Annotated in this window: 12 protein-coding genes and 2 tRNA genes; 13 read left to right on the top strand and 1 reads right to left on the bottom strand. The window is 41.8% G+C overall.

Going from position 1 to position 21,712, the window contains the following annotated elements; genetic code table 11:
- Positions 1-3 precede the first annotated feature (3 nt).
- From EKM81_RS09205 to EKM81_RS09160, 10 genes are all read left to right on the top strand, one after another.
- Positions 4-75, top strand: a tRNA-Gly gene (locus EKM81_RS09205).
- 99 nt (positions 76-174) lie between these two features.
- Positions 175-248 (top strand) — tRNA-Pro (locus EKM81_RS09200).
- 278 nt (positions 249-526) lie between these two features.
- Positions 527-997 carry a CtsR family transcriptional regulator gene (locus tag EKM81_RS09195; protein ID WP_125651007.1) on the top strand — a complete coding sequence of 157 codons (471 nt, stop codon included), beginning with the start codon at positions 527-529 and terminating at the stop codon, positions 995-997.
- An 18-nt stretch (positions 998-1,015) separates the two neighbouring features.
- Positions 1,016-3,520, top strand: a complete 2,505-nt coding sequence (locus tag EKM81_RS09190; protein ID WP_125651005.1) for an ATP-dependent Clp protease ATP-binding subunit — start codon at positions 1,016-1,018, stop codon at positions 3,518-3,520.
- Positions 3,521-3,856: 336 nt separating this feature from the next.
- Positions 3,857-4,780, top strand: coding sequence for a peptidase U32 family protein (locus EKM81_RS09185; protein WP_125651003.1), 924 nt, complete (start codon positions 3,857-3,859; stop codon positions 4,778-4,780).
- A complete protein-coding gene (locus tag EKM81_RS09180; RefSeq protein ID WP_125651001.1) occupies positions 4,780-6,030 on the top strand; it encodes a peptidase U32 family protein in 1,251 nt (416 codons plus the stop codon). Before EKM81_RS09185 ends, EKM81_RS09180 begins: the two co-directional genes overlap by 1 nt.
- A 1,090-nt stretch (positions 6,031-7,120) precedes the next feature.
- Positions 7,121-10,717, top strand: coding sequence for a DNA-directed RNA polymerase subunit beta (gene rpoB, locus EKM81_RS09175; protein ID WP_125650999.1), 3,597 nt, complete (start codon positions 7,121-7,123; stop codon positions 10,715-10,717).
- Between the two features lie 38 nt (positions 10,718-10,755).
- Positions 10,756-14,415, top strand: coding sequence for a DNA-directed RNA polymerase subunit beta' (gene rpoC / locus EKM81_RS09170; protein WP_125650997.1), 3,660 nt, complete (start codon positions 10,756-10,758; stop codon positions 14,413-14,415).
- 456 nt (positions 14,416-14,871) lie between these two features.
- Complete coding sequence (locus tag EKM81_RS09165) at positions 14,872-15,468, top strand: BspA family leucine-rich repeat surface protein (protein WP_125650995.1); 597 nt, start codon at positions 14,872-14,874, stop codon at positions 15,466-15,468.
- A gap of 49 nt (positions 15,469-15,517) precedes the next feature.
- Positions 15,518-17,149 (top strand): bacterial Ig-like domain-containing protein, encoded by a 1,632-nt coding sequence (locus EKM81_RS09160; RefSeq protein ID WP_404802865.1) that lies wholly within the window; start codon positions 15,518-15,520, stop codon positions 17,147-17,149.
- Between the two features lie 112 nt (positions 17,150-17,261).
- Here EKM81_RS09160 and EKM81_RS09155 read toward each other — a convergent pair whose 3' ends face one another.
- The gene (locus EKM81_RS09155; protein WP_125650990.1) at positions 17,262-17,954 is read right to left on the bottom strand and encodes a prepilin peptidase; all 693 of its coding nucleotides are present in this window, start codon (positions 17,952-17,954) and stop codon (positions 17,262-17,264) included.
- Between the two features lie 271 nt (positions 17,955-18,225).
- Between EKM81_RS09155 and rpsL the strand changes: the two genes are divergently transcribed.
- From rpsL to fusA, 3 genes are all read left to right on the top strand, one after another.
- Positions 18,226-18,639: a 30S ribosomal protein S12 gene (rpsL, locus tag EKM81_RS09150; protein WP_125650989.1), complete on the top strand. Its 414-nt coding sequence runs from the start codon at positions 18,226-18,228 to the stop codon at positions 18,637-18,639.
- A 37-nt stretch (positions 18,640-18,676) separates the two neighbouring features.
- Positions 18,677-19,147, top strand: coding sequence for a 30S ribosomal protein S7 (rpsG, locus tag EKM81_RS09145; protein WP_125650987.1), 471 nt, complete (start codon positions 18,677-18,679; stop codon positions 19,145-19,147).
- 101 nt (positions 19,148-19,248) lie between these two features.
- Complete coding sequence (fusA, locus tag EKM81_RS09140) at positions 19,249-21,336, top strand: elongation factor G (RefSeq protein ID WP_125650985.1); 2,088 nt, start codon at positions 19,249-19,251, stop codon at positions 21,334-21,336.
- The last annotated feature ends 376 nt before the right edge of the window (positions 21,337-21,712 follow it).

The raw sequence follows: 21,712 nt of genomic DNA, 5'->3' as shown, positions 1-21,712 counted from the left end.
TTTGCGGAAGTAGTTCAGTGGTAGAACATCACCTTGCCATGGTGGGGGTCGCGAGTTCGAATCTCGTCTTCCGCTTTTTGTTTGTCTAAAAGTCTTCTTTTGGACTATTTTTTTATTTAAACATCATAATTTTTGATGAACTTCTGTGCTATACTTAGGAAGTTAGTGAAATAGCGGGAAATAGCTCAGCTTGGTAGAGCGCTGCGTTCGGGACGCAGAGGTCGTGGGTTCGAATCCCGTTTTCCCGATTGGATCATTCGTGATTAGAGAAGATTAAACGTTGTCATTATTACGTTTAATCTCTTTTTTATTATAACGATGATTCAGATTGATTGACTTAAAAACAGCAGGATCCACTGTTGGTTCCGTTGGCTGTGAATAGAGGGTAAGTTAATTATTGCGAAAACTAGTCCGCTTTGCAGGCTTGATAGTTGGCAGATGTCGGGATTTCTTTTATAATAAAGGTCAATGAAGGTCAAAAGTAATCTTCGGCAGCACCTCAAATAATTCAGAGAGGAGTCGTGAAATGGTGGGACAAAATATTTCTGATATTATTGAGGCGTATCTAAAGGAAATTCTGGCTGCAGATCGACAAATCGAAATTAATCGTGCGTCAATTGCGGCTCAATTTAATTGTGTGCCCTCACAAATTAACTATGTGATCAAGACTCGTTTTTCTAGTCAGCAAGGTTATTTAGTTGAAAGTAAACGAGGTGGCGGCGGCTACATTCGCATTGAAAAATTACGTTATCGTGATCAGGATCATTATTTAAATCAACTATTGGCTTTGGTAACAGCTCAAATTTCTTTTGAAAAAGCTGTTTCCATTTTACAGCAATTGGTAGATAATGAAGTCCTAAGTACGCACGAGGCGCAATTGTTAGCGACGATGTTGACTGATGATGCCTTTGCCGTGACTGATCAAGTAGCCACAGATACGCTGCGCGCGAATTTATTGAGTGCGTTACTGAACGGTTTAAGATATCAGCGTTTTTAAAGAAAGGTAGGCGGTATCTTGGATAATTTATTTACAGAAAGTGCTAGTAATGTCCTCGTGATTGCCCAAGAGCAAGCACGTTACTTCCATCATCATGCAATTGGTACTGAACATTTATTGCTGGCGTTAACGATGGAGAAAAATGGCATCGCTGGTAAAACTTTACGACAACTTACCATTACTCCCGATTATGTGAAAGAAGAAATTGAACGTTTCACGGGCTATGGTTCAGTTGATGGAACTCCTGAAAAGGACGATGAAGGCTATTTACCGTATTCACCTAAAGCAAAGCAAATCCTAGCTTACGCTGGTGATGAAGCCAAACGGTTAGGCGCCATTAAAATTGGCACCGAACATATTTTGTTAGGCCTATTACGAGAAGACGATATTTTAGCAGCACGGATTCTAACCAATCTGGGCTTAAGTTTATCTAAAACAAAACAAATTCTTTTGAAGAAAATGGGACTTTCAGAGACTAATCTGAAGAAAGCAACTAATGGGCGGACTAATCGTAGTGCGCAACCGAAGTCGCAATCAGCAACGCCAACACTCAATTCACTGGCGCGTGATTTAACGCAAGCAGCCCGCGAACAGAAAATGGATCCAGTTGTCGGTCGTGACCGTGAAGTTAAACGTGTGATTCAGATTTTAAGTCGCCGAACGAAGAACAATCCTGTTTTGGTTGGCGAACCTGGTGTTGGTAAAACTGCTATTGCGGAAGGTTTAGCGCAACGAATTATTGCTGGCAATGTTCCTAGTGACATGCGGCAAAAGCGATTAATGATGCTTGATATGGGTTCATTAGTGGCTGGGACTAAGTATCGTGGTGAGTTTGAAGATCGCTTGAAAAAAGTGATTGACGAAATTTACCAAGATGGTCAAGTTATTTTATTTATTGATGAGTTACACACTTTAGTTGGTGCCGGTGGTGCTGAAGGGGCAATTGACGCTTCAAATATCCTAAAACCAGCTTTAGCGCGTGGCGAGTTACAGCTCATTGGTGCAACTACCTTAGATGAGTATCAAAAATATATTGAAAAGGATTCTGCCTTAGAACGGCGGTTTGCTACTGTTCAAATTGACGAACCAACGCCGGCTGAAACTGAGCAAATCCTTAAAGGTTTACGACCTAAATATGAAGCCCATCATGGGGTCACTATTACTGACAGTGCGTTACATGAAGCGGTTGTTCTGGCTGATCGTTACATCGTTGGGCGGTTTATGCCTGATAAGGCGATTGACTTAATTGATGAATCAGCGGCTAAAGTGCGGCTTGATGAGGCCAGTGATTTAAGTCCAGTCGATCAATTGCAACAACAAGTTAATCAGGCGCTTAATCAGAAAGAACAAGCTATTGAGCAACAGAATTTTGAAAAAGCGGCTGATATTCGCCAAAAAGAAATGTCACTTCGTAAAAAATTAGATGAATTGATTGCTGCTGATCCAGATGCTAGCCGTCGTGATGTGAAGGTTGAAGCTGAGGATGTTGCAGAAGTTGTTTCTGAATGGACCGGTGTGCCGCTGACGCAATTACAAAAGAAGGAAAGCGAACGGCTAATTAATTTGGAGCAGATCCTTCACGAACGGGTTGTTGGTCAAGACCAAGCCGTAACTTCTGTTGCTCGGGCGATTCGCCGAGCGCGAAGTGGCTTGAAAGATCCACAACGACCAATTGGTTCTTTCTTGTTCCTTGGTCCAACTGGTGTTGGTAAAACCGAATTGGCTAAAGCATTAGCTGAGGCAATGTTTGGTTCTGAAGACAACTTAATTCGAATTGATATGTCTGAATTTATGGATCAATACACCACTTCTCGATTGATCGGTTCGCCTCCTGGCTACGTTGGTTATGACGAAGGCGGTCAGTTAACGGAAAAAGTACGTAATAAACCTTATTCAGTTGTCCTTTTCGACGAGGTTGAGAAGGCACATCCTGATGTCTTTAACTTATTACTTCAAGTGCTTGATGATGGCTATCTAACCGATGCTAAGGGGCGCCGGGTTGATTTCCGCAATACGATTTTAATTTTGACCTCGAATTTAGGTGCTACCGCTATGCGCGATGACAAATCTGTTGGTTTCGGTAGTTACAGTGCTGGTAATCAGCAACAAGAAATACAAGCGAAGATTATGGAAGCGACTAAACAATTCTTCCGACCAGAATTTTTGAATCGAATCGATGAGACAGTTGTTTTCCATAGTTTAAATAAAGAACAATTACGAACAATTGTTAAAATTCTTTCACAACGCTTGCGGACACGTCTGGCTGACCAAGGAATTACGATGAAGTTGACCCCAGCAGCGATGGATGTGATTGCAGCTGATGGTTTTGATCCCGAATATGGTGCGCGGCCATTACGTCGTGCAATTCAACGTGACATCGAAGATCAAGTTAGTGAGCTCTTGCTCGCTAAAACAGTTCGCGAGGGTTCGTTGATCACCATTGGTGCTAGCAAAGGTAAAATCACAGTTAATATTCAAGATGAAAAACCTAGTGCTAAACCAAAAAAGACAGTTAAGGCTTAACCGTTAGGACAAAACTTCAAAAATGACGCAGCTTGTTTGACAATTTCTGGCTAGGTTAGGAATTGTTAGGCAAGCTTTTTTTGTTTCAAAACTTTCGCTGACTTTAGTTTGAGCCATCGCATGTCAGCAAATTACCTAAATGTGTTCGGGGCGGTAAATGGCTATGGCTAATTTAAATATTCACGCGATCTGGTTGGCACCAGCTCATGCAAATATTTGAAATTGTACTACGCCAAAAGACCACCAGCCCTCACACTCTGTTTAGTGGAGTTCACAACTTAGTGAATTCGTGCTATGATTTTTACTGTTAAACTTCCGAAAAGAAAGAGGCTTCTTATGACAGAGTTAGTGGCAACAGTTGCCAGTTATGATCAGGCAGCGGCATTAATTACCGCTGGAGTGGATCGCTTGTATTTAGGTGAGGATTATTTTGGATTACGCTTACCACATAGTTTTAAGCCAGACGAAATTGCCCAAATCGTTGAATTAGCACATCAGCATGATCGCAAAGTGACAGTGGCAGTCAATGCCATTTTTCATAACGACCGGATAAAAAAAGTGACCGCTTATCTGCAGAAAATGTCCGCTATTGGTGTTGATGAAGTAACGATTGGTGATCCCGGCGCAATTTATTTATTACAGCAGGCAGCATTGGATTTGCCTTACATTTATGATGCTGCTGATTTGGTAACCAGCTCGCGGCAAATTAATTTCTGGGGTAAACATCAGGCTAGTGGTGCTGTTTTGGCTCATGAAGTGCCTTATCAGGAAATGGTGCCATTATCTCAGCAAATTGATATTCCAGTCGAAGTTACGGTTTACGGGGCCATCGCCATTCATCAGTCCGGGCGACCATTGTTGCAGAATTATTCTAACTTTGTCCAAGAACATTTGAATAAAACTGATCGTCAGCGGGGATTATTTATTTCAGCGCCACATAAAGAGGAAACTCACTATTCCATTTATGAAGATTTAAATGGGACGCATATTTTTGCAAATAATGATTTGGATTTAATGACTGATCTACCAAAATTATGGGATTTAGGTTTACGACGTTGGAAATTAGATGGCTTATATGCTGATCCAACTAATTTTGTCAAACAAGTGGCAGCCTTCGCTCAGGCCCGTGATTTATTAGATCAAGATCAAGCTTCAGCAGTTCAATTAGCTGACCTTGACCAAACAGTTCGCGATTTGCAGCCAGCTGAGCGTGGGTTAGATAATGGGTTCTTTGATTTAGATCCCAATGAGGTGAAATAATGTTAAAAACAGCAGTGAAACATCCCGAAGTATTAGCGCCTGCAGGTACACCAGAGAAGTTACGGATTGCAATTGATTATGGTGCTGATGCTGTTTATATTGGTGGCGACGCATATGGGTTACGGTCCCGCGCTGGTAATTTTTCTTTTGAAGAAATGGCCGCCGGTGCAAAATATGCTCATGAGCGTGGCGCCAAAGTTTATGTAGCGGCGAACATTGTTGCTCATGAACAAAATCTAGCTGGTGCAGGTGAATTTTATCGGCACGTGCGTGATGCCGGAATTGATGCCGTTATTGTTTCTGATCCGTCCTTGATTGAAACAGCTATTACTGAGGCACCAGGTTTAAAAGTACATTTATCAACGCAAGCGTCAGCGACTAATTACGAAACATTGAACTTCTGGCAGCATGAAGGATTGGAACGTGTTGTGTTGGCTCGTGAAGTTGGCATTGCTGAAATTAAAGAAATGCGGCAACACACGGATGTTCAAATCGAATCCTTCGTCCACGGGGCAATGTGTATTGGTTATTCTGGCCGCTGTGTTTTGTCTAATCATCTTAGTTTACGTGATGCCAATCGTGGTGGCTGTGCCCAAAACTGTCGCTGGAAATATGATTTGTTCGACATTCCTGAATTAGGGCAGAAGCGGGAACTAATGGGGCACAACGCTGAAGGTAAAATCGAGAAGTTTTCGATGAGTGCGGTTGATATGTCGATGATTGAACACATTCCTGACTTAGTTGATGCTGGCGTCGATTCTTTGAAGATTGAAGGCCGGATGAAAACAGTTCATTATGTCTCAACTGTGGCTAATGTGTATTCGACTGCTGTGCGTTCTTACTGTGAAGACCCTGAACATTATCAATTGAAACAAGAGTGGGTCGATGAATTATGGAAAGTAGCTCAGCGTGAACTTTCAACTGGTTTCTACTATGGTACGCCAAACGAAGATTTCCAATTGTTTGGCAAACGTCGGCGCTTACCACATTATGCGTTTGTTGGTGAGGTTCTAGGTTACGATGATGTGACTAAACAAGTGACTGTTCAACAACGAAATAATTTCGGTATTGGTGACCAAATCGAATTCTATGGCCCACACTTTGCCCACCATACTCAAATTGTTAAGGACTTGTTTAATGATGAAAACGAGCCGATCGAGCGGGCACCGCACGCAATGGAAATCGTGCATTTTACTTGCGAGCAACCAGTTAAACCTGGCGACTTCCTGCGGGCTCAGTCAAAACTTTAATTTCAAGTATTTCAAAGATCAACTTGGACCAAGTCTTCTCTAATTGAAAAAGATAGCGTTGGACGATTGTTTTGGCGTGAAAAAACGCTGTGTGGTCATCGATTTGAGCACCACTAATTGAAAAAATAGATTGAGCTAATCAACTACTAAGTCTGTTTGACAAGCTTTCTGGACTAAACCAGAATCATGTCAAACAGTTTTTTTGAATACAGTTGTGATAACAATCAAAATTGAGTTGATTAGTCCGCTACAATTGCCGCAAACACTAGCCAGGATGAAGTCAAAACCTGTTCTGTTTTAAAACTTTACTAGGGGTTGCTTCTGGTTAGAGTTGAAACGTGTTCGGGGCAACAAATGGCTAGGCCCAACTTGATTATTTGCTCGATCTGGTTGGCACCAGCTCATGCAAATAATCGAAGTTAGGCTACGCCAAAAGTGCGCTGCCCCTCACACTCTATCTTGAAACGTGTTCGGGCTGGTAAATGACTAGGTACAATTTAAATATTCACACGATCTGGTCGGCACCAGCTCATGCAAATATTTGAAATTGTACTACGCCAAAAACCAGGCACCCCTCACACTCTATCTTGAAACGTGTTCGGGCTGGTAAATGACTAGGTACAATTTAAATATTCACACGATCTGGTTGGCACCAGCTCATGCAAATATTTGAAATTGTACTACGCCAAAAACCAGGCACCCCTCACACTCTATCTTGAAACGTGTTCGGGCTGGTAAATGACTAGGTACAATTTAAATATTCACACGATCTGGTTGGCACCAGCTCATGCAAATATTTGAAATTGTACTACGCCAAAAGACCACCAGCCCTCACACTCTGTCTTGACATGTCTTTCTAAAAAAAGTACAATAAACTTTGTCTGACAAGAACTGTAGCAAAATATGCAGTATCACGCCGATCTTTTGTCCGGTTAGTGATTATATAAGTACAAAAGCAAATCGTTTATTCCGAGTTGTTTTTGTCTTTTTTTTACTCAAAAACCGCTAAAATTGACGATTTAATCTAAATGTAATATTTGTAATGATACTGTAAATCTTAGCTGCTGAATTTTTTGAAGGGGTGAACGGTTTGGTAGGACATATCGTGAAATATGGTAAGCACCGGACACGGCGTTCTTACGCACGTATCAAAGAAGTGCTGGATTTACCTAATTTGATCGAAATCCAGTTAAATTCTTATCAATGGTTTCTAGACGAAGGCTTGAAGAGCATGTTCCAAGACATCATGCCAATTGATGACTTCGCTGGGAATTTATCATTAGAATTTGTAGGATACAAGCTTTTAGAACCAAAATACACGGTTGAAGAAGCGCGGCAACATGATGCTAACTATTCAGCACCATTACACGTCACTTTGAAATTAACCAACCACGAAACAAACGAAATTAAGACCCAAGACGTTTTCTTCGGTGATTTTCCATTAATGACCGACCAAGGTACGTTCATTATTAACGGGGCTGAACGGGTAATTGTTTCTCAATTAGTTCGTTCACCTGGTGTGTACTTTAATTCTTCAATTGATAAGAACAGTCGTACACTATACGGCACAACGGTGATTCCTAACCGTGGTGCTTGGTTGGAATATGAATCTGACGCCAAGGATATTGCTTATGTCCGCATTGATCGGACTCGTAAATTACCATTGTCTGTTTTGATCCGGGCGTTAGGTTTTGGTTCTGATTCAGAAATTATCGACATTTTAGGCGAAAGTGATAGCTTAATGCTCACTTTGGAAAAAGATGTTCATAAGGATACTTCTGATTCACGTGTCATTGAAGGCTTGAAGGATATTTACGAACGGTTACGTCCTGGCGAACCTAAGACTGCTGACAGTTCTCGTTCATTACTTTATGCTCGTTTCTTTGATCCAAAGCGTTATGACTTAGCACCAGTTGGTCGTTATAAGATCAACAAGAAGTTAGGTATGAAACATCGCTTGATCAACCAAACGTTGGCTGAAACTTTAGCTGATCCTGATACAGGTGAAATTTTAGCAGCTAAAGGTACTTTAGTTGATCGTTCCGTAATGGAGACATTGTTGCCATACTTGGAACGCAACGATTTTAAGACGGTGACTTTCCAACCTTCTGATGAAGGTGTGGTTAAGGATCCAATGACTGTTCAGATTATTAAGGTCGTTTCTCCTGATGATCCTGAAAAAGAAGTGAGCTTGATTGGTAATGCTAATATCCCTGAAGATGTTAAGCATATTACCCCTGCTGACATTATTGCGTCAATTAACTACTTCCTCAACTTACGCGAAGGTTTAGGCGTCACTGATGATATCGACCATTTAGGCAATCGGCGGATTCGTTCTGTTGGTGAATTACTCCAAAACCAATTCCGAATTGGTTTAGCACGGATGGAACGAGTTGTTCGTGAACGGATGTCAATTCAAGATATCGCAACAGTTACCCCACAACAATTAATTAATATTCGTCCTGTTGTAGCGGCAATTAAGGAATTCTTTGGTTCTTCACAATTATCCCAATTCATGGATCAGACGAACCCACTTGGTGAGTTAACTCATAAGCGCCGGCTATCAGCCTTAGGGCCTGGTGGTTTGACTCGTGATCGAGCTGGTTATGAAGTCCGGGACGTGCACTACACGCACTATGGCCGGATGTGTCCAATTGAAACACCTGAAGGTCCTAACATTGGTTTGATTAACAGTTTGGCTTCTTATGCCGTTGTTAATAAGTATGGTTTCATTGAAACACCATATCGTCGGGTTGCTTGGACTGACCATAAAGTTACTGACAAAATCGACTATTTAACAGCCGACGAAGAAGATAACTATATTGTTGCTCAGGCGAACTCACCATTAAATGATGATGGTAGTTTCCAGGATGATACTGTCTTAGCACGTCATAAAGATGACAACATTGAAATCAGCCCTGAAAAAGTTGACTACATGGACGTTTCACCTAAACAAGTAGTTGCCGTAGCGACTGCCTGCATTCCTTTCTTGGAAAATGATGACTCGAACCGAGCTTTAATGGGTGCCAACATGCAACGTCAGGCCGTGCCATTGATCAATCCTCATGCCCCATTAATTGGTACGGGGATGGAATATGTGGCTGCTCATGACTCAGGAATTGCTGTTTTGGCTAAGCATCCTGGTGTGGTTGAGTTTGTTGATGCCAAAGAAATTCGGATTCGTCGCGAAGATGGTACTTTAGATAAGTATTCATTAATGAAGTTCCGTCGTTCTAATGCTGGTAAGAGTTACAACCAACGGCCAATCGTTCATAAAGGTGACCAAATCAACGCTAGCGAAATTATTGCTGATGGTCCAGCCATGGAAAATGGTGAGTTAGCTTTAGGACAAAACCCACTAATTGCTTTCATGACTTGGAACATGTATAACTTCGAAGATGCTGTTGTCTTGTCTGAACGCTTGGTTAAAGATGATGTTTATACATCAATTCATATTGAAGAGTATGAGTCAGAAGCACGTGATACAAAATTAGGGCCTGAGGAAATGACTCGAGAAATTCCTAACGTTGGTGAAGATGCTTTGAAAGATCTTGACGAATTTGGGATTGTTCGGATCGGTGCTGAAGTCCGTGATGGTGATATCTTAGTTGGTAAAGTAACGCCTAAGGGTGTCACTGAATTATCTGCTGAGGAACGCTTATTACATGCGATTTTCGGTGAAAAGGCTCGTGAAGTTCGTGATACTTCACTCCGAGTACCTCATGGTGGTGGCGGTATTATCCAAGACGTTAAAATCTTCACTCGTGAAGCTGGCGACGAATTGGCACCTGGCGTCAATATGATGGTTCGGGTTTATATCGCTCAGAAGCGGAAGATTCAAGTTGGTGACAAGATGGCCGGCCGTCATGGTAACAAAGGGACGGTTTCTATCGTTGTTCCTGAAGAAGACATGCCATACATGCCAGATGGTACACCAGTTGATATTCTATTGAACCCAATGGGTGTTCCTTCACGGATGAACATTGGTCAGGTTCTGGAATTGCACTTAGGGATGGCTGCTCGTAACTTAGGCATTCATATTTCAACACCAGTTTTTGATGGTGCTAATGAAAAGGATCTCTGGGATACGGTTAAAGAAGCCAACATGGCTCATGATGGTAAGACTGTACTTTATGATGGTCGAACTGGTGAAGCTTTCCATAATCGGGTTTCTGTTGGGGTTATGTATTACATGAAATTAGCCCACATGGTTGACGATAAGATTCATGCTCGTTCAATCGGACCTTACTCATTAGTTACGCAACAACCACTGGGTGGTAAAGCTCAGTTTGGTGGTCAGCGTTTCGGGGAAATGGAAGTTTGGGCTTTGGAAGCTTATGGTGCCGCTTATACCTTGCAAGAAATCTTAACTTACAAGTCTGACGATGTTGTTGGTCGGGTTAAGACTTACGAAGCGATTGTTAAGGGCGAACCAATTCCAAAACCAGGTGTGCCTGAATCATTCCGAGTACTTGTTAAAGAATTACAAGCGCTTGGTTTGGACATGAAGGTCTTAGATGCAGATCATCAAGAAATCGAATTGCGCGACATGGATGATGATGAAGATGATGTTGCCAATAACGATGCTTTGCAGAAATTCTCTGATGAACAAGAAAAGAAACGGCAAGAGCAAGAAGCTAAAAAAGCAATGGCCGAAATGAATGGCTCCGACGCTACTGAAAAGTAAGTCGCGCCACTTGACAATAGACAGGGAGGTCTAAATCTTTGATCGATGTAAACAAGTTTGAAAGCATGCAGATCGGACTCGCATCGCCTGATAAGATTCGGAGTTGGTCCTATGGTGAAGTTAAAAAGCCAGAAACAATCAACTACCGGACTTTGAAACCTGAACGTGATGGGTTGTTCGATGAACGCATTTTCGGACCAACTAAAGATTGGGAATGTGCTTGTGGTAAGTACAAGCGTGTCCGGTATAAGGGCATTGTCTGTGATCGCTGTGGTGTTGAAGTTACGCGTTCGAAAGTTCGGCGGGAACGGATGGGCCATATCGAGTTAGCAGCACCAGTTTCACATATTTGGTATTTCAAAGGTATTCCAAGTCGAATGGGTTTGATTTTGGACATGAGCCCGCGGGCACTTGAAGAAATCATTTACTTTGCTTCATATGTTGTCATTGATCCTGGCGACACAACTTTGGAATACAAGCAACTTTTGACTGAACAAGAATATCGGGAACGTCTCGATGAATTCGGCGATCGCTTCGATGCCAAAATGGGTGCTGAAGCCATCAAAGAATTATTGCAAAAAGTTGATCTTGGTAAAGAAATTAAAGAATTAAAAGAAGATTTGTTGACGGCTCAAGGCCAAAAACGGACCCGGGCAATTCGCCGGTTAGACATTTTAGATGCGTTCCATCAATCTGGAAACCGTCCTGAATGGATGATCATGGAAGCTATTCCCGTTATTCCACCAGATTTACGGCCAATGGTGCAATTGGAAGGTGGCCGGTTTGCCACTTCTGATTTAAATGATTTGTATCGCCGAGTTATCAACCGTAACAATCGTTTGAAACGCTTGTTAGATCTGAACGCACCAAGCATTATCGTTCAAAACGAAAAGCGAATGCTTCAAGAAGCTGTTGACGCCTTGATTGATAACGGTCGTCGTGGCCGTCCAGTCGCTGGCCCTGGTAATCGTCCATTGAAATCTCTGTCACATATGCTGAAAGGGAAGCAAGGTCGTTTCCGTCAGAACTTACTTGGTAAGCGTGTTGATTATTCTGGTCGTTCGGTTATTGATGTTGGTCCAACGTTGAAGTTCTATCAATGTGGTGTGCCTCGTCAGATGGCTTTGGAATTATTCAAACCATTCGTTATGCATGAATTAGTTAAGCGGGAAATCGCTTCTAATATCAAAAATGCAAAACGTAAAATTGAACGTCAAGATGATGATGTTTGGGATGTTTTGGAAGATGTGATTAAGGAACGTCCAGTGCTACTTAACCGGGCACCAACATTACACCGTTTAGGTATCCAAGCTTTTGAGCCTGTCTTAGTTGATGGGAAGTCAATTCGTTTACATCCACTTGCTTGTGAAGCTTACAATGCCGATTTTGATGGTGACCAGATGGCCATCCATGTACCTTTATCAGATGAAGCTCAAGCTGAAGCACGGATGTTGATGTTAGCTGCTCATCATATCTTGGCACCTAAAGATGGTAAGCCAATCGTTACGCCTTCTCAGGACGTTGTTTTAGGTAACTATTACTTGACGCTTGAAGAACGCGGTCGCGAAGGCGAAGGCATGATTTTCAAAGATATTGGTGAAGTTCTGACTGCGATGCAAAATGGTGATGTTCATTACCATAGCCGGATTGGCTTAGCAATTGCATCAATGCCAAAGAAACCATTTGCTGACGAAGATCGTAATAAGATTTTAGTTACTTCTGTTGGTAAAGCTATCTTTAATCAAGTTTTACCTGCAGATTTCCCATATTTGAATGAACCAACTAACGATAACTTAGTTGAGGGCAAACTTGATCAATATATTCTTGCTCCTGGTGAGGATATTAAAGATAAGTTGGCTGAGGATGACTTGATCACCCCATTCAAGAAGGGTTTCTTATCAGATATTATTGCTCAAGTCTTTAAAATCTATAAGGTGCAACGTACTTCTGAGTTATTGGATGATATGAAGGAATTAGGCTATACAGTTTGTACAATTTCCGGCTTAACTGTCGGGGTTGCTGACGTACCTGTCATGCCTAATAAAGATCAAATCGTTGAAGATGCGCATAAGAAAGTTGCCAATGTCTCTAAACAATTCCGGCGTGGTTTAATTACTGATCAAGAACGTCATGATCGAGTAATTACCATTTGGAATGATGCTAAAGATGATATTCAACAAGAATTAGTTGATTCCTTTGACCCTTCAAATCCTATCTCAATGATGAGTGATTCCGGGGCCCGGGGTTCGATTTCTAACTTTACTCAGCTTGCCGGTATGCGTGGTTTAATGGCCGCTCCTAACGGTGGGATGATGGAAGTCCCTGTTACTTCAAACTTCCGTGAAGGCTTGTCCGTCATGGAAATGTTCATGTCAACCCATGGTGCCCGTAAGGGGATGACCGATACCGCCTTGAAGACAGCCGATTCAGGCTACTTAACGCGACGGTTGGTTGATGTGGCACAAGATGTTATTGTTCGTGAAGAAGACTGTGGCACTGATCGTGGGATCGTTGTTCGGGCAATTCGCGAAGGTAACGAATTAATTGAAAACTTGTTTGACCGTTTAGTTGGTCGTTACTTGCAAAAATCAGTGATCAATCCAGAAACTGGTGAGATTATTGCGCCTCGGGGCATGTTAGTTGATGAAGATACTGCGCATAAGATTGTTGATGCTGGTGTTGAAGAAGCAACTATTCGTTCCGTCTTTACATGTAACACTAAACATGGCGTCTGCAAGAAGTGTTATGGTTATAACTTAGCTACTGGTGGTGAAGTTGAAGTCGGCGAAGCAGTTGGTACTGTTGCTGCCCAATCAATTGGTGAACCAGGTACTCAGTTAACCATGCGGAACTTCCATTCCGGCGGTGTTGCCGGTGGCGAAGATATCACTCAGGGGTTACCTCGAGTTCAGGAAATCTTCGAAGCCCGTAATCCTAAAGGCTTGGCTGTTATCACTGAAGTTACTGGTGAAGTAACTGCCATTGATGAGAACCCAGCAGAACATACTCGTGAGATCACAGTTGAGGGTAAAACTGATACTCGAACTTACAGTGTGCCTTATGCCTCAAGCGTTGCGGTTGCCGAAGGTGATCACATCGAACGTGGTGCTAAGTTAACTGGTGGTTCAATTGATCCTAAGGAATTGATTCGTGTTCGTGATGTCTTATCTACTGAAAACTACCTGTTATCTGAAGTTCAAAAGACTTATCGGATGCAAGGTGTTGAAATTAGTGATAAGCACGTGGAAGTTATGGTTCGGCAAATGTTGCGGAAGATCCGGGTTCTTGATCCTGGTGACACCGAAATCTTGCCTGGTACTTTAATGGATATTGCTGACTTCACGGAGCAGAACCAAGCAACCTTGATCAAGGGTGGTATTCCAGCAACTGGTCGTCCAGTCTTACTTGGTATCACTAAGGCATCTCTTGAAACTAACAGTTTCTTATCAGCTGCTTCTTTCCAGGAAACAACTCGGGTCTTAACTGATGCTTCGATCCGTGGTAAGAATGATCCATTGATTGGTTTGAAAGAGAATGTCATCATTGGTAAGATTGTGCCTGCTGGTACTGGTATGGCGAAGTATCGTCATATGGAACCTAAGACAGTTGGTGCTTCTTCACAGAGTATTTACTCAATCTCTGACATCGAGAAGAAATTACAAGCTGATCAGACACCAGAAGTTCCTGCTGATAAGTAAGAACCTGGCTGAATGAGTTTAAGTATACGTAATGGCTAGCTGAGATTAATCAGCTAGTGAACATTAAAATAAAAGAACGAGTAATTCGTGCAGAATTACTCGTTCTTTTTTTGCGTTAATTTATGTTAAGCGGCACCAAACAATTTTTGAGAACCTGCTGCAGCTGCAAGATTCGTTTTGTTCCAGTGAAAAGATTGTCATTTGGGTTCGCGATCTTTGAATGATGGCCCTCCAGTAAAGACCAATAGCATTTAGTTAATACAAAATTATTTAGATGACCTTTTAGAAAAAGTATGATATATTTTAATAAACTAAATGAAAAATATTATTGGGGAATAATTATTTTTATTTATTAGGTGAATTTGTCTTAGCAACTGTCCAGTGGACAATGATGCTTTATTATGCGTTGCTAGAATAATTTCAAATTTATTGGTCAGAATTCAGGGGGAGAAACAAATGACATGCACAACAAATGACGAACAACACACCCTTCATTTTGGGAAAAAAGGGCGTGCTTGGCTTGCAATTGGGTTAGCAGCAGTGATTTTACAGGCACAGGCCGTAACTAGTGTTCAAGCAGCTGTTAGTAATGCTGGTGATTCTAACCAAAATACAGTCGTTCAATTAGCAACTTCGGCACCGGCAAAAGAATATCCGGCTGCTAGTGAAACGACTAATATTGCCAGCGGCGTGTATGGTACTAGTCAGTGGTGGATCGATGCACAAAAGGTCTTGCACATTGGTGCTGGGACTTTAGGTGAACCAGCACCGGTGATTAACACGAATCTGATTTCTTATTGGATTGGGTACAAAGCAGATATTACGAAAGTTGTTTTCGAAGATACTGTTATTGCTAATCAAGATTCACAGCGACTATTTACTGGATTGGATCAGCTGATCACTATTGACAATTTGACTAAATTGGACACAAGTCAGGTGATTAATATGCACATGATGTTTTCCCAATGTAAGTCATTGACTAATCTTGATTTAAGCAACTTTAAGACTGCTAAAGTGACTGATATGGGGGTCGATGTTTGCTTCAGATATTAAATTGCAATCACTTGATCTAACCAGCTTTGATACGAGTCAAGTGACAGAGATGACATCAATGTTTGCCAGCGATAATTCGCTAACATCTGTCAACGTGTCAAGTTTTGATACGACTAAAGTAACCGGTATGGCGAATATGTTTATGATGTGCTATGCGCTAACTGAGTTAGACCTAACTAATTTTGATTTGAGAAACATTGCTAGCGATAAAACGAGTAATATGGTCAGCCGAATGCCTAAGCTTAGAAAATTATCTCTAGGTAAGAATTATCGCTCTGATTGGTGTTATTTGAACACTAATTTTGGTCCTGATTATCCTAATCATCTCTGGGTTGATCTCAGTACTGGCAAAACATATACAACTGATGATCCGTACAGTGATAATGATTTATTTAATAGTAATTATCTATCTGCGGAGACAGCAACAACGACGACCTATGTTTGGTATTTTGAACCTTTTACTGTGACTGATTCAACTTTAACTGCTGGCACGGCCACAACTTGGACACCGGCAGATAATTATGTGGCCCAGCCAGATAGTACGCTTGCAGTTACTGACACAGATGTGCAAGTGACAGATGCTAGCGGGCATTCATTCGCAACCGTTCCGACTAATACACCAGGTACTTATCAGGTAAGCTACTCTGCGACAGATCCCAATTCTGGCTATGTTTATCGACAAGTGGCCAGCGTTACTATTTTGCCAAGTAAAACGACAGTGAATGTGGCTGATCAAAATTTGATTGCTGGACCAAAGACCACTTGGCAACCAGCTGATAGTTTCGTTAGTGCAACAAATGAAACCGGTCAGTCAGTTGATCTAGCGGACATGACTGTTAGTGGTGCTGATCAGGTGGATCTGACCACTCCCGGACAATATCCCGTAACCTACGCCTACACTGACGCGCTGAATAATGTGGTTCAGCAAACGGCCCAAGTCAATGTAGCTGCAACTAAGGCAAGTATTCAAAACGGAGCTGTTACTTTAATTGCTGGGCCAAAGACTAGCTGGCAGCCCGAAGATAGTTTGTTAAGTGCGACTGATGCGACTGGCCAGGCATTGGCTGTGAGCGCATTGACAGTCACTGGTCATGATCAAGTAGATCCGCAGCTGCCGGGAACTTATCCACTTAAATATCAGTATGTTGATCAGGCAGGCAATAGCATTACTCAGCAAGCAACGGTGAAAGTAGTCGCCTCGGCTGCAAGTCTAACTGCAAAAGATAGTCAGATTACTGCTGGACAAAATTGGCAGCCAAATGATAATTTTGTTAGTGGCACTGATGCTTCAGGCCAGCCCATTACTTTTGAGCAGGGTATTACGACTACTGGCCAAGTTAATGCCACTCAGGCCGGGACTTATCCAGTAACTTATCGCTATCGTGATATTGCCGGTAATGAGATTGCGCGGACAGTTGCTGTCACGGTGTTGTCACAAGCTGAGTCAGCTACACCAACAACTGACCCAATCATACTTCCTAAAACTGAACAACCAGCGAGCTTAACAACAACCCGAGTTAGCATTTTAGACAATCAGGTTGTGCAGAATACTAAGTCAGTGGCAAGTCAATTACCTAAGACTGGTGAACAGATAGACAACAAATTAGTTGTGGTGGGGCTGATTTTATTGTGCTTAGGCAGCCTCTATCCAATGATTGAAACTAAGCAACGAGATTTTTAATACCATTAGCGCATAATAGTGTTTAGAAAGTCTAGCCTCGTCAAGTGACGGCTAGGCTTTTTTGTTTAGAGTGCGACGAAGGACGTTAAGTGGTATCAGTGGTCTCGGGTTATTAGAGTAATGGGACTAGTAAGTAACTAATAAATAAGTAGGGTAGATAAGGAATTCGTTGTTGCTGCTTTTGCTTAAAAAGGGCATGACTAACAACCAGTAGGTTACTGAGCAGTACGATTTTTAAGAGCCAAGTGAAATCGTGACTGAATAATAATAAAGCCAGCCAAATTAAATCTGCGCTGCCTAGATTGTGTTGCCACTTTTGCAGTAGCCACAGACAGAGATAAAGAATCAGTGGTTGGATGACTTGGGACATTTGATAAGGAAAAAGAATAATCAAACTGCCAGCGACCACGCAATTGAGTAAGCCTTGGTAAACAAAGCCAGTTTGTTGATCTAATAGTGCCATTAAGAACAGCCAAAGTAGCAGCCAATAATCAATTGGCTGTAAGAACCACTTGATTTGCCATAGCCAACAGCAAACTAAGCCGCCAATCAGTTCAGCTTGTAGAGAAATTGGCGAAATGGCATGGTTGCAATAGCGACAACGACCATGTTGTTGCCAGTAACCTAAAATCGGGCAAAGATCATAGTAGGCCAGTGGCTGCTGGCAACAATCGCAGGCTGAAGGTGTAAAAACAACCTCACGTTGGGTTAACCAACGACTGATCAATAATGAAAAAAACGAACCAATGCAACTACCTGCAGCGAACAACCAACTATTAAATACTAGGACGCGTAGATTAAACATTTGAACCACCTCTGAAACTAAATACGCAAAAAAGTCTATTTTTTATGTTGAAGATTATAATGAAACCGCTATTAATTTAACGAAGGGTTTGACATGTTTTGCCTAGCGTGCTAATCTATTTAAGGTGCTTTCTGGTTATTGTTCGATACATCTGTATCCGTGCTGCAATATTCGAAGCCAATCTTAAAGTTCAGGTGTCTTATTTTTTACTTTAAAATGAACCACCTGGATGTGTGTACTTAAACTTGAATTAAATTGAGGAGGATCCTTAATGCCAACTATTAATCAATTGGTACGTAAAGGCCGTAAATCAAAAATTTCAATGTCTGATTCACCAGCATTGAATTTTGGCTATAACAGTAAAAAGAAGTCATTGACTGACAATCCAGCGCCTCAAAAACGTGGGGTTGCAACTCGTGTCGGCACAATGACACCTAAGAAACCTAACTCTGCTTTGCGGAAGTATGCCCGTGTTCGTCTTTCAAACTTGATTGAAGTAACTGCCTATATCCCTGGTATTGGCCATAACTTGCAAGAGCATAGTGTTGTTTTGATCCGTGGCGGTCGTGTAAAAGACCTTCCTGGTGTTCGTTACCATATTATTCGTGGTGCGCTAGATACTGCCGGTGTTACTGATCGTAAACAAAGCCGTTCTAAGTACGGTGCTAAACGCCCTAAGAAGTAAACTAATATAATTTGACCATTACTAGGAGGTTTATTCAATGCCAAGAAAAGGTAATGTGGCAAAACGCGACGTCTTGCCAGATCCCGTGTATAATTCAAAATTAGTTTCTCGTTTAATCAATCGTTTAATGGTTGATGGTAAGCGCGGAACTGCATCAACAATTTTGTATGATGCTTTTGATATTGTAAAAGAAAAGACTAACAAAGAACCACTTGAAGTATTTGAAGAAGCTATGAAGAACGTTATGCCTGTTCTTGAAGTCAAGGCTCGCCGGATCGGTGGTTCTAACTATCAAGTTCCTATCGAAGTTCGCCCAGAACGTCGGACAACTTTAGGCTTACGTTGGCTTGTTAGCTACGCTCGTTTACGTAATGAACATACAATGGACGAACGTTTAGCTAACGAAATCATGGATGCTGCTAATAATACTGGTGCTTCCGTTAAGAAACGTGAAGATACACATAAAATGGCAGATGCCAACCGTGCCTTCGCACACTATCGTTGGTAAGATTCTGGTTATTTTGAGCAGCTACTTTCGTTTTTTGCGGGGCAGCCGCTCATTTTTACTTAAAAAACTATTGATCAACTTTGAGAGGAGTTAAATTTTCCATGGCTAACAAACGTGAATTCCCTCTGGAAAAGACACGTAATATCGGGATCATGGCTCATATCGATGCTGGTAAAACAACAACGACTGAACGGATTCTCTACTATACCGGTAAAATCCACAAAATTGGTGAAACCCATGAAGGTGCTTCACAAATGGACTGGATGGACGAAGAAAAAGAACGTGGTATCACAATTACTTCTGCTGCCACTTCTGCTGAATGGAAGAAACATCGGATTAACATCATTGATACCCCAGGACACGTTGACTTCACAATCGAAGTTGAACGTTCATTGCGGGTTTTAGACGGTGCTATCACTGTCTTGGATGCCCAATCAGGTGTTGAACCTCAGACTGAAAATGTTTGGCGTCAAGCAACAACTTATGGCGTTCCTCGTTTAGTTTTCGTTAACAAAATGGACAAAATCGGTGCCGACTTTGACTATTCTGTATCAACTTTACATGATCGTTTACAAGCTAATGCTCATGCTGTTCAAATGCCAATTGGTGCTGAAGATCAATTCGAAGGTGTCATTGACTTGATCCACATGGTTGCCGATCTTTATGATGAAGATGAATTAGGTAGCAAGTGGGATACAGTGCCAGTTCCTGACGAATATAAGGAGCAAGCTGAAAAGCGGCGGACTGAATTAGTTGAAGCTGTTGCTGATGTTGATGATGGCATTATGGAGAAATATTTAGATGGCGAAGAAATTTCACCTGAAGAATTAATCGCTGCTATTCGTAAAGCAACTATCGCTTTGAAATTCTACCCTGTTTTAGCAGGTTCAGCATTTAAGAACAAGGGTGTTCAAATGTTGATGGATGCCGTTATCGACTACTTACCATCACCATTAGACGTTCGTCCTTACAAGGCTACTGATCCTGATTCAGGTGACGAAGTTGAACTTAAGGCTGATGACAGCAAGCCATTTTCTGGTTTAGCATTCAAGATTGCGACTGACCCATTCGTAGGTCGTTTAACATTCTTCCGTGTTTATACTGGTACTTTGCAAGCCGGTTCTTATGTCTTAAATGCAACTAAAGACAAACGTGAACGTGTTGGTCGTTTGCTACAAATGCATTCTAACCACCGTACCGAAATTCCTGAAGTATTCTCTGGTGATATCGCTGCTGCGATTGGTTTGAAGAATACGACTACTGGGGACTCATTAACTGACGTTGATCATCCATTGATCTTGGAATCAATGAACTTCCCAGATCCAGTTATCCAAGTTTCAATTGAGCCTAACTCAAAAGAAGACCGGGATAAGATGGATATCGCTTTACAAAAGCTTGCTGAAGAAGATCCTACTTTCAAGGCTGAAACTAACCCTGAAACTGGTGAAACTTTAATCTCTGGGATGGGCGAATTGCATTTGGACATCATTGTTGACCGGATGCGTCGTGAATTCAAGGTTGAAGCTAAAGTCGGCGAACCTCAAGTTGCTTATCGTGAAACCTTTACAAAACAAGCTTCCGCACAAGGTAAGTTTGTTCGCCAGTCTGGTGGTAAAGGTCAATACGGTGATGTTTGGATCGAATTTACGCCAAACGACGAAGGTAAGGGCTTTGAATTCGAGAATGCCATTGTTGGTGGTGTTGTTCCTCGTGAATACATTCCATCAGTTGAACAAGGTTTGAAAGAATCTATGGAAAATGGTGTTCTTGCCGGCTACCCATTAATTGACGTTAAAGCTAAACTTTATGATGGTTCATATCATGAAGTCGATTCTTCTGAAGCAGCCTTCAAAGTTGCCGCTTCAATGGCTTTACGTAATGCTTCTAAAGCGGCTGGTGCCGTTATCCTTGAACCAATCATGAAGGTTGAAGTTGTTGCCCCCGAAGATTACTTAGGTGATGTTATGGGTCAAATTACTGCTCGTCGTGGTCGTGTTGATGGGATGGAAGCACGTGGTAACGCTCAGGTTGTTAATGCCTTTGTACCACTTTCTGAAATGTTCGGTTATGCAACGACATTGCGCTCTGCAACGCAAGGCCGTGGTACCTTCACAATGGTCTTTGATCACTACGAAGCTGTACCAAAGAGCATCCAAGAAGAAATCATCAAGAAAAATGGTGGTAACTAGAAATTAGTAGTGTAGGTCGGCGCACTTTTGGCGTAGGCTAACCTCGAATATTTTAATGAGCGGCGCAGTCGATCGTTGAATATTTAGGTTAGCCATAGCCAATTGTCAGCCGGAACACGATAAATTAGTTCCCATTATAAAAATGATTAAAGCAGTCGCTGAAAAGTGACTGCTTTTTTGTTTTTATATTCAATGTTGATTTAAAAATTAATATAAAAATCTGAGAGGCACGCTCTATACGTTCTGTGCATTTAATTCCTGATGTTAGTATTCATTGTACTAAATTAATTTTCGATGCCGGATTTAAAATTGAAGTGCAACACCTAAATGACTAGACCAAAAAGGCCATGAAGACCTATTCTTATAGTTACCACAC

The organism is Lapidilactobacillus gannanensis (assembly GCF_003946675.1).
GTDB classification, from domain to species: Bacteria; Bacillota; Bacilli; order Lactobacillales; family Lactobacillaceae; genus Lapidilactobacillus; species Lapidilactobacillus gannanensis.
The sequence above is the reverse complement of the archived record's forward strand: the minus strand, read 5'-3'. Positions and strand labels throughout refer to the sequence as shown.

Excerpts from the sequence above, each read along its gene's own strand:
- EKM81_RS09185 (WP_125651003.1), top strand. The coding sequence starts at position 3,857 with ATGACAGAGTTAGTGGCAACAGTTGCCAGTTATGATCAGGCAGCGGCA.
- EKM81_RS09180 (WP_125651001.1), top strand. The coding sequence starts at position 4,780 with ATGTTAAAAACAGCAGTGAAACATCCCGAAGTATTAGCGCCTGCAGGT.
- EKM81_RS09165 (WP_125650995.1), top strand. The coding sequence starts at position 14,872 with ATGACATGCACAACAAATGACGAACAACACACCCTTCATTTTGGGAAA.
- fusA (WP_125650985.1), top strand. The coding sequence starts at position 19,249 with ATGGCTAACAAACGTGAATTCCCTCTGGAAAAGACACGTAATATCGGG.
- EKM81_RS09155 (WP_125650990.1), bottom strand. The coding sequence starts at position 17,954 with ATGTTTAATCTACGCGTCCTAGTATTTAATAGTTGGTTGTTCGCTGCA.
- rpsG (WP_125650987.1), top strand. The coding sequence starts at position 18,677 with ATGCCAAGAAAAGGTAATGTGGCAAAACGCGACGTCTTGCCAGATCCC.
- rpsL (WP_125650989.1), top strand. The coding sequence starts at position 18,226 with ATGCCAACTATTAATCAATTGGTACGTAAAGGCCGTAAATCAAAAATT.
- EKM81_RS09160 (WP_404802865.1), top strand. The coding sequence starts at position 15,518 with ATGACATCAATGTTTGCCAGCGATAATTCGCTAACATCTGTCAACGTG.
- EKM81_RS09195 (WP_125651007.1), top strand. The coding sequence starts at position 527 with ATGGTGGGACAAAATATTTCTGATATTATTGAGGCGTATCTAAAGGAA.